This window comes from Azotobacter chroococcum, from assembly GCF_002220155.1.
GTDB lineage: Bacteria > Pseudomonadota > Gammaproteobacteria > Pseudomonadales > Pseudomonadaceae > Azotobacter > Azotobacter chroococcum.
Window position 1 is genome coordinate 254,260 of the sequence record NZ_CP011836.1, and the last position, 14,527, is coordinate 268,786.

Below are 14,527 nucleotides of genomic sequence, written 5' to 3' on the forward strand. Positions count from 1 at the left end.
GAGCACAACCCGGCATTGAGCCATTCCCATGAGCAAATACAACCAGATCTACAGCGATCTGCTTGCCAGCATCACTACCAAACGTCTGGAGCGCGGTGCCCGTCTGCCCTCCGAAACCGAGTTGATGGACAGCTACCAGACCAGCCGCGGCACCGTGCGCAAGGCCATCGAACAATTGCAGGAGCGCGGCTTCGCACAAAAAGTCCATGGCAAAGGCACCTTCGTGCTGTCGTCCCCCCCGATCGAATTCCAGCTCGGCGGCATCGTCAGCTTCCAGGAAGCCTACCCACGGCTGGGCGACGACGTCAGCACCGAAGTGGTGGAGTTCAGCCAGATACCGCTCGAAGGCGCCCTGCTCGAACACCTCAAAGCCGAAGAAGGCAGCCTGATCACGCGGATCAAGCGGGTACGTCGAATCGACGGCAAACGGGTCATCCTCGACATCAACCACTTCGTCGCCGAGTTGGTTCCGGGACTTGATCGCGAAATCGCCGAACACTCGATCTATGCCTTCATCGAACAGGTGCTGCAGCTACAGATCAGCTACGCACAACGAACCATCGAAGCCGTCCCGCGAAGCAAGGACGACCAGCAGCACCTGGACCTTGAGGGCCAAAGCCATGTGATCGTGGTCAGTAACCAGACTTTTCTGCAGGATGGGCGGCAGTTCGAGTACACCGAGTCGCGGCACACCCTGGACAAGTTCTATTTCTCGGATGTGGCTAGGCGCTGAAACGCCGAGAAACCAGACACAGGCAGGTCAAAACCGCCGGAGAGCACCACAGGTGCCTTCGACGTTTTACGAGAGTCGATCTTTAGATCCCACAACCACTTGATGATCAATCGAATTGAATCGTCCCTAGAGCCTGTTATTAACCACTGCTTTGGTTATCGTTTGCAGTTATGCAGACGATAACCCGAAAACCCTACCCCACCGATGTCAGCGATGAGGAGTGGGCCTTCGTGGCCCCCTATCTGGCGCTGATGCCCGAATCCTCCGCCCATCGCGTCCACAGCTTGCGCGAGGTCTTCAATGCCCTGCGCTACATCGCCCGCGGCGGTCTGCTCTGGCGGCAGATGCCGCATGATCTGCCGCCCTGGCAGGTGGTGTATCAGCAGACCCGACGCTGGATCGAGGCCGGCGTCTTCGAAGAACTGCTGCATGATTTGCGCGAGTTGATCCGGGTGGCCAACAAGCGCAAGGCCCAGCCCAGCGCCGTGATCCTCGACAGCCGCACCCTGCAATCGACGCCGGAAAGCGGCGCACGGGCCGGCTATGACGGGGCCAAACGCCGCAAGGGCTCGAAGGTGCATATGGCCGTGGATACGCTGGGGCAACTGCTCGCCCTGCAGGTGACGCCCGCCAACGAACAGGACCGCGCCCAGGTGGCAGCCCTTGCTGAACAGGTGCAGCGGGTGACGGGGGAGTCGGTGGAGATTGCCTTCGTCGATCAGGGCTACAGTGGCGAGTCGGCGGCCCGACAGGCAGAGGCGCATGGCATCCGGCTGGAAGTGATCAAACACACGCAAGCGAAGAAAGGCTTCGTCCTGCTACCCCGTCGCTGGGTGGTCGAGCGCAGCTTCGGCTGGATGGCCCGCTTCAGACGGCTGAGTCGGGACTACGAGCGGCTGGCCTCGACGCTGGCAGGCTTTCACTTCATAGCCTTTGTTTGCCTGATGTTGCCGACTGCTCTCAAGGCCTTGGCAGCACCAGACTGATCAAGAAACGAACGGGTTAATAACAGGCTCTAGTGGAATGACGGCCTGGATCTGGTGTCCCTTCAGCCATGCGAGAAGCCGGTTGGCATCATAGTCTTTGTCCGCTAGCACTGCCGACGTAGCGATCCCCGCCATGAGAGGGATTGCCTGGGTGATATCGGCCGCCTGGCCTGGCATCAGGATAAAACGAATCGACAACCCCAACGCATCGGTCAGCACATGGATCTTGCTACCAAAGCCCCCTCGCGAACGCCCCAGCGCCTCCTGGGCGGCTGTGCTTTGACCGCCCCGGCTGCACAGGCATGGGCACGAACGATGGAACTGTCGATACAGACGTGCTGAAGGCCGGCGTTCCGGATCAATACCGAGTGAAGCCGGTCCCAGACGCCGAGTCGACCCCAGCGGGCAAAGCGCTTGAAAACACTGTTCCATGAGCCGAAGCAGCGAGGCAGCATCCGCCATTGAGCGCCGCTGCGCAGTATCCAGAGCCCCCCTCGACAAAGCGGCGACAGCCGAGGGTACGTACGGGTCAGCCGAATGCCCTTCGTGGTGCTCGGCAGGCTTGGGGTTGGTATCGCTCAGACGGCTTCTGTCAGTCATGGCAAAAGCCACAGTTTCAACGATGGGCTTACGTCAACGGAACCTAACATGCTGCTCCGGCATTGCCATTGGGCTCGCGGCAGCAGGTACAAACTCAAGGTATCGCGGGCTAAGGAAATCCCAAGCTGGCGCTTGGTGGCCCGCCGGCGAGATCGTGGGCGTTTGATTTGAAGCGTTGATTGATGGCCAGGTTGGGATTTTCCCGGCTATTGGCATCCTGAATGCGCCACTACCAGGAGGTCACCCGATGAACCCCAATCAACTCCACACCTACCTGAAACTCTACTCGCTGGCCGGCCCGGTGCTGGAATCGCTCAAGGACCCAACGGCCGATGCCTTCATCTGGAAGCGCCAGCGCAAAGCAGTGGCCATGCTGGTCGACCTCGGCACTGAGATCACCGTCGCCGATGGTGCGTTGTCGTTCGCAGGCTATGTCTGCAAGCTGCTCGCTCCCTACCGAGTCGAGGCGGAAAATATCTGCTGGATTTATCGGGATGCCTAACAGCAGTGGGGGAGCTTCGAGTTGTGCGATCGTGCTGTGGTCTTCGGCCAGGTCCCCCGCCAGAGCCAATATGGAGCAATCGATTTCGCCCTGGATTTCCTTGGGCACAAAGGTACTGCTCCGCTCGATCTGGTCGAGTTCACCAAGAGAACACGGGAGCAGCGGCTCGCCGACGCGATCCAGCACTGGCACCGTGCCGTGAGCCTGATGGGGTCGGTGTCGTGATTATGTATTGATCGCTGGCGCCCTCCGGGAGGGGAGTCAGCCTTGGATGGGAAGGCTCGCTTTCACGTCTGCGAGAAGACGCTTTCCTGTCCGGTTATACTCGCGGGCCGAATTCCAACCTGGATTGAATAATGAACAAAGCTGAGCTGATCGCCGCCGTTGCTGCCTCTGCGGATCTGCCAAAAACGACTGCCACCGCGGTAGTGGACGCCTTCACCGCTGCTATCACCAGCACCTTGCAACAGGGCGAGAATGTCGCCCTGGTTGGTTTCGGCACCTTCGAGGTGAAGGAGCGCGCCGCCCGCGAAGGTCGTAACCCGCAGACCGGGGCCGCGATCCAGATCGCTGCCGCCAAGCTGCCGGGCTTCAAGCCAGGCAAGGGCCTGAAAGACGCCCTGAACTGACTCCCTGCCGGCATAACCCTGCATTGAGTGCTGGCGCCCAACCGGGGACATCCATCCCTGGATGGGAAGGGCGGGCTTGAACAGAAAGGGCCAGGCGGGCGAGAAAGGTCGGTTACCACTCTGGCTGCGACCCCATGATATTGAAGTGTTGAAGCGCTCACGCGTTGAAGTAATGAAGCATTGAAGCCAATGCGTATTGAAGCATGCATGTGGCCCGATAAACCGAGCCGATATTTTTCGGCTCGATTCGGTAGGGGGCGAGCACCGGTGCACCATTGGCTCCGGACTGACGTGGAAACAAGGGTGAGGCCGGAAAACGGCGGCAGAACGCCCTCTTATGGCTCCGGTGCCACGTCGGCTCCAGTGGAGGGGCGGAAGATTTCCTTGAACACCAGCAGCAGATCCAAGGCAAGGGCCAGGCCAATGGCGCCCATGGCGACGGAAAACAGCAGCGCGTACTGGCCGTGGCTGGCGGAGAACAGCGCCGAATAGGCGTAGCCGGCCAGGGCCTGGAAGCTCGCGAAGGACACGGTGGCACGGCTCCAGGTGGCGTTCTGCCGGTGGTGGTCGGCAACCAGCTGATGTACGCGGGCCAGCGCCAGCGGCACGATGCCGGGCGGAAACGACCCTATCACCAGCGCCGCGACGGCCAGCAGGCGCAGGTCGGCGACCGTCGCCAGTACCGCGAGAGCACCGGCCTGGGCCAGCAGCACCAGGCGGATCGCCGAGCGCGCGCCCCAGTGGTCGGCCAGGAAACCATATACCACCGGCCCGGCGATGGCGCCCACCCCGTACAGCGTCCAGATCAGCGCGCCGCTGTGGCTGCCGGCGCCGAGGCCGCGGCTGACGTAATCGACCAGGAACATCATCGGCGCCACCAGGCCGGCGGCCATCAGGGCGTACTGGGCGAACAGCACGTAGAGGCCCGCCGAGCCACGCACGTCGGCGGCGCTCGAGCTGGCCGGCGCATGCGGGCTCTCCTGAGGCCAGCCGAACCAACTGGTGGCGGTCAGCAGCAGCGCCACCCCGCCCAGACCCAGCCAGGCCTGCGACAGGCCGAAGGAGAGCAGGAACGGCACCAGGCTGCCCGAGCCGGCGATGCCCAGGCCGACGCCGAGGAAGATCGCGCCGCTGGCCAGGCCGCGACGGTTCGGCGCGACATGCGGCAGGATGGCGCTTGCCGCGAGCACCATGATCACTCCGCCGGCGATGCCGGACAGCAGCCGCCAGCCGAAAAACCAGGCCATGGACAGCGGTACGGTGCAGGCGAAGAACGACAGGGCCACCAGTACCATCATGGCGCGCAGCACCCCGGTGCTCGACCCGCGGGCGGCGAGCGGCCGTCCTCCCAGCGCTCCGATGAGGTAGCCGGCGAGATTGGCCGCCCCCAGGTAGACCACTGCCGACGGGGAGAACCAGTGCGCGTCGATCAGCGCGGACACCAGGGGGGTGTAGGCGAAGCGGGCGAGGCCGATGCCGACCAGGCTGGCGCACAGGCCGGCCCAGATCGGTAGCCATGGGGAGGTGCGGTTGGCCGTGAGGCTGGAGCATTCGGCATTCATGATGACCCCTTGCGTCTGTCGAGAAGCGCCGTTCGGTAGCGATGGGGGGAATCATAGAAGCGCTGAGCAGTGAAATAATGCAGCGAGTTTCATTCGTACAGATGCAGATTTGCATCACAGGGGGATCGACATGAATTGGGACGATACGCGGATCTTTCTCGCCCTGTGCCGCGAGCAGACCTTGCGGGGCGCGGCCCGGGCGCTGGGCGTCGACCAGGCCACCGTCGGGCGCCGTCTGGCCTCCCTGGAGCACGCTTTGGGTGCCACCCTGTTCCTGCGCACCTCCGGCGGTTACAGCCTGACGGCCGCTGGCGAAGTGGCGATGGCCGCAGCGCTGAACATGGAGTCCTCGGCCGCCGAGCTGCAACGACAGATCCTCGGCATGGATGACCGCATGAGCGGCGTGGTGCGGGTCACCACCACCGACTCGTTCGCCATCGATGTCGTCATCCCGGCGATCGCCCGCCTGCACCAGGCGCAGCCCGGCATCGAGGTGCAACTGCAGGCCTCGACCCAGATGCTCAACCTGAGCAAGCGCGAAGCGGACATCGCGGTGCGCACCCTCAAGCCGGAGAATCCCGATCTGATCGTGCGCCGCGTCGCGCGCTGGAGCAGTGCCATCTTCGCCTCGGCGGACTACGTGCAAGCCCGCGGTGTGCCCGAGCCCGGCACGGCGTTCGCCGGGCATGACCTGGTGCTCTATCAGCCGTATCTGGACAGCGGCAAGGAGGTGACGCTGGGGTCCGAACCGATCACCCATGGCCGCATCGCCATGACCTGCACCTCCGGCTTGCTGGTACGCCGCGCGCTGGTCAACGGCCTGGGCATCGGCGAGATCCCGCTACCGTTCGGCGCGGCCGACGGCCTGGTGCGTCTGTGGCCCGCACGCGCATGCCCGCCCTATGACATCTGGCTGGTGACCCACAAGGACGTGCGCCATACCGCCAGGGTCCGTGCGGTCATCGACATCATCGCCAAAGCATTCGCTGCAGTATCCGGCTGAGCCTTCGTCACCCGGCTGCCAGCTATACCGGATCGAGGCAGAAAATATCGGCTGGCTTTGCGTGAGTGCTCGGTTGCTTCAATACGCATTAACTTCAACACTTCAGCGCTTGACATCCTCCCCTCCCTCTCGCTGACGCTCGCCGCCCAAGGGCGGAAAGGAAGGGGATTCTCACTACTGGACGGCCATGCCCGGCCGCGAGAATGTTCCTGGCCGCGTTCACATCGCGGTCGTGAGTGACACCACACTCACTGCAAGTCCACTCCCTTACTCCAAGTCCTGCGATACCTTTCGGCCTCGAATCGGGCAGACAGCCACAATTCGAACAGGCTTGGGAGGCCCCCCCTTTCAAGGTCTTTTGCCTTTCGAGGCCTTGATGAGGCGGTCGGTGGAGACATGGGCGCGAGCCGTCGCTGGGCTGAGCAGGGTCATCGGCGCCTCGGTCGGTTTCGTTTCGAGCGTTCAGCTTACCTGGCCGCGCTATTGCGACAGAACCCGTCATGGCATGTTCTCCAGGGAAGCCGCTTGATGAGCCGGCTTCGCGGCTGGTGCCCGGGACAGTAGGACAATGCCCACGGCGATCATCACACCACCCAGCAATTCGTGGGTGGAGAGCATTTCGCCCCCGGTGGCAAAGGCGATGAGTGCAGCAAAGAAGGGACACAGGAACAGGAAGCCACTGGTGCGGACAGCACCACCCGCATGCAACGCAGCGAACCACAACCCCATGGCGCCCGTCGAGGCGGGAATGGCCAGCCACAGGAAGGCGGCCGCCGTATCAGTTGGCAAGACGAACGGCTCGCCACGCCAAGCTGCCAGCAGAGTAAGTGCGGCCGCGCCGATGAGCATTTGCCAGAACGCCAGCGTCCAGGTGTCGATGGCCAAGCGAAAGCGCTTGCAGGCCAACGTGGCGAACGCCCAGCAGGCCGAACCCGCCATGACCAGTACTTCCCCATGGCCGATGGCGCCGCTCATCACCGACTGCACACCGATGCAGACCACCACGCCCGCAAAGGCCAGCAGCAGGCCCAGCCAGGTTTGGGGGCGCACCCGCTCCTTGAGCAGAATGCCGGCCAGCAACGCCACCAGCAGTGGATTACTGGCCATCAGGATCGCCGCTTTGGAGGCAGTGGTCTGCGTCAGACCCGTCGTCAAGAACGCCATGACGCCTGCCGTCTGCAGGAGGCCGATGACAGCCAGCCGCAGCCAGGGCATGGCGGTGATCGGAACCGCGATGCCGGCAGCTACACGGTTGCGGTGCCGCAACCACAGCCAAGGCAGCAGCGATAGGGCCGCTACGAAAAAACGTAGCGTGGCCAACCACACGGGGGGGAGCTCGGTCAGGACGACCTTGCTGGCGACAAAGGACGAGCCTTGCAGAAAGGTGGAGCAGAGTATCAGCAGGAGATAGCGGCGTTGCGCTACACGCGGATCCATGAAGTCAGGTCCTATTGGAATGGTGGTAGGCGGTATGCCGCCGAATCACCAGATAGTGTGTTTCCCTGCAGCTCATCGAGCTTCGCTCGGAAAGACAATAATTACGCCGAACAGGACAAAGGCGTTACCAGCCTGCCTATGGGAAGTAGCGGCTGGGCGACTCCCCCAACAGCCGCTTGAACATGGAGGAAAATGCGCCTGGCGTGTCGTAGCCCATCTCCAGCGCCACGACCGTCACGGGGTCGCCGGCGGCTAGGCGTGGTAGCGCTGCCATGACGCGCGCCTGCTGCCGCCATACCCGAAACGGCACGCCAAGTTCAGCCGTAAACAGGCGCGACAGGGTGCGCGCCGTTGCGCCATGTTGACTGGCCCAGTCGTCCAAGGTGCGGTTGTCCTGCGGGTGGGCCAGGATTGCTTCGCAGATCGCTGCCAACCGCCTATCCCGGCCCGTGGGCAAATGCAGCCTCTGTTCCGGCGACCAAGTGATTTCCTCCAGGATCAGACCCAGGATGCGGCTATCCCGGCTGTCCTCGGGGTAGTCAAGGGCAATCGCGGCTGCTCGCAGGACGAGTTCCCGCAGCAAGTTCGAAACCTGTACCGCGCTGGGTTGTTCAGGTGCATCGGCGGGACACCGATTCACTCGAACATATGCCGTGCGCAATGCCACCGGGCTGCTTCGTGTGCGCATGGCGTGGGCGATCCCTGCGGGCATCCACAAGGCGCGTTGCGGCGGCACCAGCCACAGGCCGCTGTCCGTGCGAACTTCCATGATCCCGGAAACTGCGTAGATGAGCTGCCCACAAGCATGGGTGTGCCGCGGCACGACATGTCCCGCTGGATAGTCCTTCGCCATGACCACGATGGGGCGATCTGCACTTTCGTAGTCGCGCCTATCTATACTTTTTGCCAAAACGGAAATCCACGTATTGCGGTCGTTCAAGGGCCTGCAAGGAGTCGCTGGCTCCTCACGGTGTCTGCTCGAAGCAGCGCTTGTGATACTGATGTAGTTCCGATGAGCAACCAGCTCGCGCACATACTAATCTTTTAAAAAGTAATGTCATGCTGCTGTATATCGGCAGTCCGGGTGGCGGAAAAACGATTTCACCAGCTCCGGCAACTTCTGGATTCTGCGCAGCGCGCCCAGGGCCAACTTCTTCATTTCCTCCCGGTTCTGCACAAGACGCCTGGACACACTGCGCTTGACGTGCCCCCAGACCTGCTCGTCCGGGTTCAGCTGTGGCGAGTACGGGGGCAGATAGAAGAGTTTCAGGCGCCCCGCCTGTTCTTCGACGAACGCCCTGACCAGCCGGGCCTTGTGCACCGGATGGCCATCGACGATCACGAAGACCGGCTGCTCGGCACCGATCAGCAGGCGCTTGAGAAACTCGCGGAACACGCTGGCCGTCACCGTCCCGTCGTGCAGCATGAAGCGGAACTCGCCGCGCGTCCCGACCGCCGACAGCATGTTCACCGAGAAGCGTCGGCCGGTCACCTCGACCAGCGGCGTTTCCCCCTGCGGTGCCCAGGTCGTGCCGGCATGGTAGTCGGAGCGCAGGCCCGACTCGTCCGCGAAGTAGATCCTTGCCCCCGCTGCACGGGCCTCGGCCCGAATCGCCGGGTAGGTCTCGTTTTCCCACTGGCGCACCAGCGCCGCATCCTGCTGCCAGGCGCGATACAAGGGTTTTTGCGCGGTGAAGCCGAGCAGCTTCATGACTCGGCTCACGGCGGACAGTGACAGCGTCTTGCCGAACTGGCGGCGGATCAGTTCGGCAATCAGCGAGAGGGTCCACAGGCCGAATTCGAAGCGGTATTGCAGCGGCGAGTGGTCCCGAACGGCCTGTGCCAGCCAGCGCATTTCCTCGGCAGTGATCCTGGGCGGACGTCCGGGAACCGGCTTGGCGAGCAGGGCGTTCTGTCCGCCATTGGCAAAGTCGGACAGCCAGCGAAAGACGCTGCGGATATTGACGCCGAAGGCGGCCGCCACGCTTTGGACGGTCTGCCCTTCGCGAACGGCCTTGATCGCCTGTTGACGCATGACCTGGAGGGAGTGGTGGTCGATTGCCCGACCATCGGAGTTTCGTTTGCATTTCATCGGGGTATTGTCTCTCAATATGACAATACTTTCGATAGACTTAGTAGTTCGGCAGGCCGAGCCACCCGGTGGAGCCAAGCTCCGAGTGCTGTGCAAGTGGCAAGGTCTTGTCGCGCAGCTCCTGGCCGAAGCTGCGCAGCTTTGTCGACCAGGTCGTCCTGGCGTTCGGGCCTGACAGAGCATAATCTTACTGTGTCACTAAATTGAGCTATCGTCAGTAGATCTTCGGCAGTTCGAAGGAGACCGACGATGGACTCGATGATCCGGTTCGACGAATACCTGGCGCATCTGGCGGCCGGCCTGGGACATGCCGACCGGGAAGCCGGGCTGCGCGGCTATTGCTCAGGCCTGATGCTGCCCTTGGCGCGCAAGAGCGTGGAGCCCATGGCGGCACACCTCGACCCCCTGCATGCCAGTGCCCGGCACCAGGCGTTGCATCATTTCGTGGCCAAGGCCGACTGGTCGGATACCGAAATGCTGCGCCGTGTGGCCCGGTGGGTCCTGCCGACAATGGATCTGTCCGCTGGCAGCTATTGGCTCGTGGACGACACCGGTTTCCCGAAGAAGGGACGGCACTCGGTGGGCGTGGCACGCCAGTACTGCGGGGTGCTGGGCAAGCAGGACAACTGCCAGGTGGCGGTCAGCGTCTCGTTGGCGTGCGAACAGGCCAGCCTGCCGGTAGCCTGGCGCTTGTACCTGCCCCGGGAGTGGGCCGAAGATGCCGGGCGGCGCCGCCAGGCCGGCGTACCCGAGGACGTCCGCTTTGCCACCAAGCCCCAGATAGCGCTTTCGCAGTTGCAGGCGTTGCTCGAAGCCGGGGAACCCCATCATTGGGTGGTGGCCGATGCCGGTTACGGCGTGGACAGCGCTTTTCGCCAGGGGTTGACGGCCATGGGGCTGCCCTATGTGGTTGGGATAACCTCGGTCGTGCGGGTATGGCCGCCCGGCCAGCAGCCGCTGCCGCCCAAGCCCTGGACGGGCAAGGGGCGCCCACCGGTAGCCACGCGGCGCTCGCCGGAGCATCGACCACTGTCGGTGAAGAAGCTGGCCCTGTCGCTGCCGCCCGAGCTCTTTACGGAACTCACCTGGCGCCAGGGAACCAACGAACCACTGAGCGGGCGTTTCGCTGCAGTACGGGTACGCCCTGCCGGCAGCGTGTCGGCAAAACAGCGGCTGCACCCGCAGCAATGGCTGCTGATCGAATGGCCCCTCACGCAGGCCGAGCCGACCCGTTACTGGTTGTCCACGCTCGAGGAGGACACGCCGCTATCGGAACTGGTGCGCATCGCCCACCTGCGTTGGCGTATCGAGCGCGACTATCAGGATCTCAAGCAGGACCTGGGGCTGGGACATTACGAGGGACGCGGTTGGCGGGGATTCCACCACCATGCCAGCCTGAGCATCGCCGCCTACGGTTTTCTGCTCGGGCAGCGCCTGCGCCGTGAGGCCCTGTCCGGACCGGATGGCCAAGGAAAAAAAAACCTCATGGGGTGCACGGTACCTGCGCTTCCCGCGGATTACCGCCCCCGCGGTCGGCCAGCGCGCACAGCGGCATGTGGCGGACTCGATCACGACGCTGCGTCATCAACTGGGTGTCTACCTGATGCTTGAGTATTGCCGGGACCTGTACGGCGGTTTGGGCTATCCACGTTTATGACACAGTAAGACTAGGAGATGGCGCAGGCCGGGGGAATAGTCAGCGGTGACGATGCTCGTCTTCCACGTGCAAGATGAAGGTGCCGCGATCGCGGAACCGCTATGACTTGGCGTTCCTTATGTTCTGGATACTTAACCGCTTCAGCGGCTTGAATCGGACTGGCGACGATTAGTGAGATGTAGTGCATAAATGAGGGCCCAATCTTCATGAATAGGGGACTCCCTCTCTGGTTATTGCTTTGTGAAACACTGTGTCACGCGCTGCCGCCGCAGCGGCAGCGCGTTTTTCAGGCGGATATCTGACCTGCTTGCTCTAGCAAGCGACGGGCGCGGCCGAGTACCGGCGCATCGACCATCTCTCCGTCTACCACGAATACCCCGCTGCCGTTACCGACGCTCAACACGCGCTGCGCCCAGTCCAACTCGCTGGCACTTGGCATCAGAGTCGCGTGTACTACCTGCACTTGTACGGGATGGATGCATAGCAGACCGCCGAAGCCCATATCGCGGGCGTCGCGAGCGGCTTGTCGAAGTCCGTCAAGATCTTGGATAGACGGAAACACACTGTCCAAGGGGGGAGCCAGCCCGGCATCACGGCTGGCCAGCAGAATAGCGTAGCGCGCCTGGTCGAGCAGGCGACCGGCAGCAGCGCTACCGTTGGCCAAGCCGATGTCCAGACCGAGGTCGAGGGCACCGAAAGACAACCGCTCGATCCCCTTGACGGCTGCGATTTCCGGCAGCGCGAGCAAGCCGCGCACGCTCTCTATGATTGGCCAGATCGGCTTGCCAGTGACTGCAGCTCGCACCACTTGCTCAGCGCTTTCTGCCTTCGGTAGCAGTACGCCACAGACCCCCGGCTGGCGAGCACAGAGTTCGAGGTCGGCCGCGTGGCCGGGATGCCCGGCAGCGTTTACCCGTACCAGTAGCCGTGCCTCGGGATGGGCGGCGAGGAAGGCAGCCAGGTTGGCCCGTGCCTGTTCTTTGAGCGTCTCCTCGACGGCATCTTCAAGGTCGACGATAACCGCATCGGCACCGCTGACCAGCGCTTTGGGAATGCGCTCGGGATAACTGGCGGGGACGAATAGGGCACTGCGAATGATCGCTTGGTTCATATGCGCATCTCCCCTCAGATCACGCTGGCGTCGCGCAGGCGGGCGACCTCGGCCGGGGCGTAGCCTAGTTCGCCGAGCAGCGCCTCGCTGTGCTCGCCCAGCGCCGGGATCGGCGCCATGCGCGGGGTGAAGGCGCTGTTGCGCCCAGGCGGCAGCAGGGCGGGCAGCACGCCGCTCGGGCTGCCGACCTCGCTCCAGCGCTGGCGCGCCTGGAGCTGCGGATGCTCCCAGACACCCTGCATGTCGTTGACCCGGGCGTTGGCGATGGGTGCGGCCTCCAGCCGGGCGATGACCTCTTCGGTGCTCAGCGCGGCAAAACAGTCGAGGATGATCGCGCGCAGCATCTCGCGCTGAGCCGAACGCTTGGAGTTACCGTCGAAGCGTTCGTCGTCCGCCAGCTCCGGGCGCCTAAGCACCTTGTCGCAGAACAGCCGCCACTCGCGCTCGTTCTGCAGGCCGAGCATCACGGTGCCACCGTCACCCACCGGAAATGGGCCGTAGGGGTAGATGGTGGCGTGCGCCGCCCCGGCACGCGGCGGCGGCGTGGCACCGTCGAAGGCGTAGTACAACGGATAGCCCATCCACTCCACCAGGCTTTCCAGCATCGACAGGTCGATGTGGCTGCCCTCGCCTGTTCTTTCGCGCAGTAGCAGGGCGGAGAGGATGTTGCTATAGGCGTACATGCCAGCGGCGATGTCGGCGATCGAGCAGCCGGCCTTGGCCATCTCGTCGTCACCGGCCCCACCGGTGATCGACAGGAAGCCGCCCTCGCTCTGGATCAGCAGGTCGTAGGCCTTCTTGTCCTGGTAGGGGCCGCCCTCGCCGTAGCCGGAGATGTCGCAAACGATCAGCCGCGGAAAGTGTTCGTGCAACGCCTCGAAGGACAGCCCCAGACGTGCCGCGGCGCCCGGCGCGAGGTTCTGCACCAGCACGTCGGCCTTGCCCAGCAGGGCGTCGAGGATCTCCCCGGCCTCGTTCTGCTTGAGGTCGAGGCTCAGGCTTTCCTTGGAGCGGTTGGTCCACACGAAGTGCGAGGCCAGGCCCTTGACCCGCTCGTCGTAGCCACGGGCAAAGTCGCCGGTGCCGGGGCGTTCGATCTTGATCACCCGTGCGCCGAGGTCGGCTAGCTGGCGGGTGCAGAAGGGCGCGGCGATGGCGTGTTCGAGACTGACCACAGTGATGCCGTCGAGCGGGCGGGACGATGGTGCGGTTGTCATAGCGGATTCCTCAAGAGGCGAGCGGCAGCGAGCGGGTGCTCGGCCGCACAGGACAGGATCGGGTTGGTGGAGAGCGGCGCCCATGTCGAGCGCCGCGACATCGCAGGGCTCCCGCAGGAGCCGGCCCTCAGTCGAAGTAGACCTCGCCCTTCTGGGCGATACCGTTGGCGTTGCCGGCCCAGAGCTCGGCGTGCCCCGGCGCGACGATACGCCCGCCGATCTCGAAGGCGTCCGGCGCGATCAGCGGGCGCAGGCCGCGATAGGCGAAGCGCCGTAGGCGCGCAGCAGGATTGGCACGGCAGAAGGCGCCCAGCACCAGGGTGGCGATCAGCGGACCGTGCACCACCAGACCGGCATAGCCCTCGGTGCCGGTCACGTAGGGCCAGTCGTAGTGAATGCGATGGCCGTTGAAGGTCACCGCCGAATAGCGGAACAGCAAGGTGGAGGTCGGCTCGACCGCCTCGCGCCAGTCACCCGGCGGCACCGCCTCGTCGTTGCGGGTCTTCGGCGGGCTGGGCTCGCGATAAACGATGTCCTGCTCCTCACGCACGGCTAGGCGGCCGTCCTGCAGGTAGTCATGACGCACGGTGACGAACAACAGGGCGCCAGTCTTGCCGACCTTCTCCTCGACCTGGGCGATGGTCGACACGCAGGTGGCCTCGCTGCCAACCCGCAGCGGCGCAAAGAACTCGAAGCGGCCGCCGGCCCACATGCGGTTGCGGTTGTCCGCTGGCGGCAAGAAGCCGCCGCGTGCCGGATGGCCGTCCGTACCGAGGCCAACTTCGGGCAGCGGCTCTTGGAAGAACGCCCACTGCCACAAGGGCGGTAGCGGCTCGCCACTGGCTGGCGTCTGTGTGCCGAGGGTTGCGGCGATGCGTTTGACCAGATTGAGGCTCAACTGGTCATGGATCTCTTCACTGCGGCCGATCCAGGTAGAAAGGTCGATCTGACTCATGGGTAGTACTCCGTAGAGATGTCGCTTTTTGTATGCACGATCG

Annotated in this window: 16 protein-coding genes and 1 pseudogene; 7 read left to right on the top strand and 10 right to left on the bottom strand. The window is 63.7% G+C overall.

The window, feature by feature from the left end; all coding sequences use genetic code 11:
* The first annotated feature begins 28 nt into the window (after positions 1 to 28).
* Positions 29 to 733, top strand: a complete 705-nt coding sequence (gene treR / locus ACG10_RS22575) for a trehalose operon repressor (protein WP_089170118.1) — start codon at positions 29 to 31, stop codon at positions 731 to 733.
* Between the two features lie 170 nt (positions 734 to 903).
* Complete coding sequence (locus tag ACG10_RS22580) at positions 904 to 1,719, top strand: IS5 family transposase (protein ID WP_157731516.1); 816 nt, start codon at positions 904 to 906, stop codon at positions 1,717 to 1,719.
* On the opposite strand, the gene ACG10_RS24945 is transcribed toward ACG10_RS22580, so the two are convergent.
* Positions 1,720 to 2,019, bottom strand: coding sequence for a transposase (locus ACG10_RS24945; RefSeq protein ID WP_408608451.1), 300 nt, complete (start codon positions 2,017 to 2,019; stop codon positions 1,720 to 1,722).
* The gene (locus ACG10_RS24950; RefSeq protein WP_157731520.1) at positions 1,932 to 2,294 is read right to left on the bottom strand and encodes a transposase; all 363 of its coding nucleotides are present in this window, start codon (positions 2,292 to 2,294) and stop codon (positions 1,932 to 1,934) included. The genes ACG10_RS24945 and ACG10_RS24950 overlap by 88 nt, the downstream gene beginning before the upstream one ends.
* A 272-nt stretch (positions 2,295 to 2,566) precedes the next feature.
* Between ACG10_RS24950 and ACG10_RS22590 the strand changes: the two genes are divergently transcribed.
* From ACG10_RS22590 to ACG10_RS22600, 3 genes are all read left to right on the top strand, one after another.
* The gene (locus ACG10_RS22590; protein ID WP_089170000.1) at positions 2,567 to 2,821 is read left to right on the top strand and encodes a hypothetical protein; all 255 of its coding nucleotides are present in this window, start codon (positions 2,567 to 2,569) and stop codon (positions 2,819 to 2,821) included.
* Between the two features lie 21 nt (positions 2,822 to 2,842).
* The gene (locus tag ACG10_RS22595) at positions 2,843 to 3,046 is read left to right on the top strand and encodes a hypothetical protein (protein WP_089170001.1); all 204 of its coding nucleotides are present in this window, start codon (positions 2,843 to 2,845) and stop codon (positions 3,044 to 3,046) included.
* Positions 3,047 to 3,177: 131 nt separating this feature from the next.
* The gene (locus ACG10_RS22600) at positions 3,178 to 3,450 is read left to right on the top strand and encodes an HU family DNA-binding protein (protein ID WP_040107271.1); all 273 of its coding nucleotides are present in this window, start codon (positions 3,178 to 3,180) and stop codon (positions 3,448 to 3,450) included.
* Between the two features lie 335 nt (positions 3,451 to 3,785).
* Here ACG10_RS22600 and ACG10_RS22605 read toward each other — a convergent pair whose 3' ends face one another.
* Positions 3,786 to 5,012 carry a YbfB/YjiJ family MFS transporter gene (locus ACG10_RS22605; protein ID WP_089170002.1) on the bottom strand — a complete coding sequence of 409 codons (1,227 nt, stop codon included), beginning with the start codon at positions 5,010 to 5,012 and terminating at the stop codon, positions 3,786 to 3,788.
* Positions 5,013 to 5,142: 130 nt separating this feature from the next.
* Between ACG10_RS22605 and ACG10_RS22610 the strand changes: the two genes are divergently transcribed.
* Positions 5,143 to 6,015, top strand: coding sequence for a LysR family transcriptional regulator (locus tag ACG10_RS22610; RefSeq protein WP_089170120.1), 873 nt, complete (start codon positions 5,143 to 5,145; stop codon positions 6,013 to 6,015).
* Positions 6,016 to 6,172: 157 nt separating this feature from the next.
* Here the strand turns inward: ACG10_RS22610 and ACG10_RS24630 are convergent.
* From ACG10_RS24630 to ACG10_RS22630, 4 genes and pseudogenes are all read right to left on the bottom strand, one after another.
* A pseudogene (locus ACG10_RS24630) lies at positions 6,173 to 6,352 on the bottom strand (zinc ribbon domain-containing protein); the annotation flags it as partial.
* A gap of 161 nt (positions 6,353 to 6,513) precedes the next feature.
* On the bottom strand, positions 6,514 to 7,452 hold the full coding sequence (locus tag ACG10_RS22620) for a DMT family transporter (protein ID WP_089170121.1): 939 nt from the start codon (positions 7,450 to 7,452) through the stop codon (positions 6,514 to 6,516).
* A 136-nt stretch (positions 7,453 to 7,588) separates the two neighbouring features.
* On the bottom strand, positions 7,589 to 8,305 hold the full coding sequence (locus tag ACG10_RS22625; RefSeq protein WP_089170161.1) for an AraC family transcriptional regulator: 717 nt from the start codon (positions 8,303 to 8,305) through the stop codon (positions 7,589 to 7,591).
* 204 nt (positions 8,306 to 8,509) lie between these two features.
* On the bottom strand, positions 8,510 to 9,544 hold the full coding sequence (locus ACG10_RS22630) for an IS630 family transposase (RefSeq protein ID WP_089167856.1): 1,035 nt from the start codon (positions 9,542 to 9,544) through the stop codon (positions 8,510 to 8,512).
* A gap of 249 nt (positions 9,545 to 9,793) precedes the next feature.
* Between ACG10_RS22630 and ACG10_RS22640 the strand changes: the two genes are divergently transcribed.
* Positions 9,794 to 11,155, top strand: a complete 1,362-nt coding sequence (locus tag ACG10_RS22640; protein WP_089166638.1) for an IS701 family transposase — start codon at positions 9,794 to 9,796, stop codon at positions 11,153 to 11,155.
* Positions 11,156 to 11,487: 332 nt separating this feature from the next.
* Here ACG10_RS22640 and ACG10_RS22645 read toward each other — a convergent pair whose 3' ends face one another.
* The 3 genes from ACG10_RS22645 to ACG10_RS22655 form a co-directional block, all read right to left on the bottom strand.
* Positions 11,488 to 12,312 carry an HpcH/HpaI aldolase/citrate lyase family protein gene (locus ACG10_RS22645; protein ID WP_089170122.1) on the bottom strand — a complete coding sequence of 275 codons (825 nt, stop codon included), beginning with the start codon at positions 12,310 to 12,312 and terminating at the stop codon, positions 11,488 to 11,490.
* Between the two features lie 14 nt (positions 12,313 to 12,326).
* The gene (locus ACG10_RS22650; RefSeq protein WP_089170123.1) at positions 12,327 to 13,529 is read right to left on the bottom strand and encodes a CaiB/BaiF CoA transferase family protein; all 1,203 of its coding nucleotides are present in this window, start codon (positions 13,527 to 13,529) and stop codon (positions 12,327 to 12,329) included.
* A 127-nt stretch (positions 13,530 to 13,656) separates the two neighbouring features.
* Positions 13,657 to 14,484 carry an FAS1-like dehydratase domain-containing protein gene (locus tag ACG10_RS22655; RefSeq protein ID WP_089170124.1) on the bottom strand — a complete coding sequence of 276 codons (828 nt, stop codon included), beginning with the start codon at positions 14,482 to 14,484 and terminating at the stop codon, positions 13,657 to 13,659.
* Positions 14,485 to 14,527: the final 43 nt, after the last annotated feature.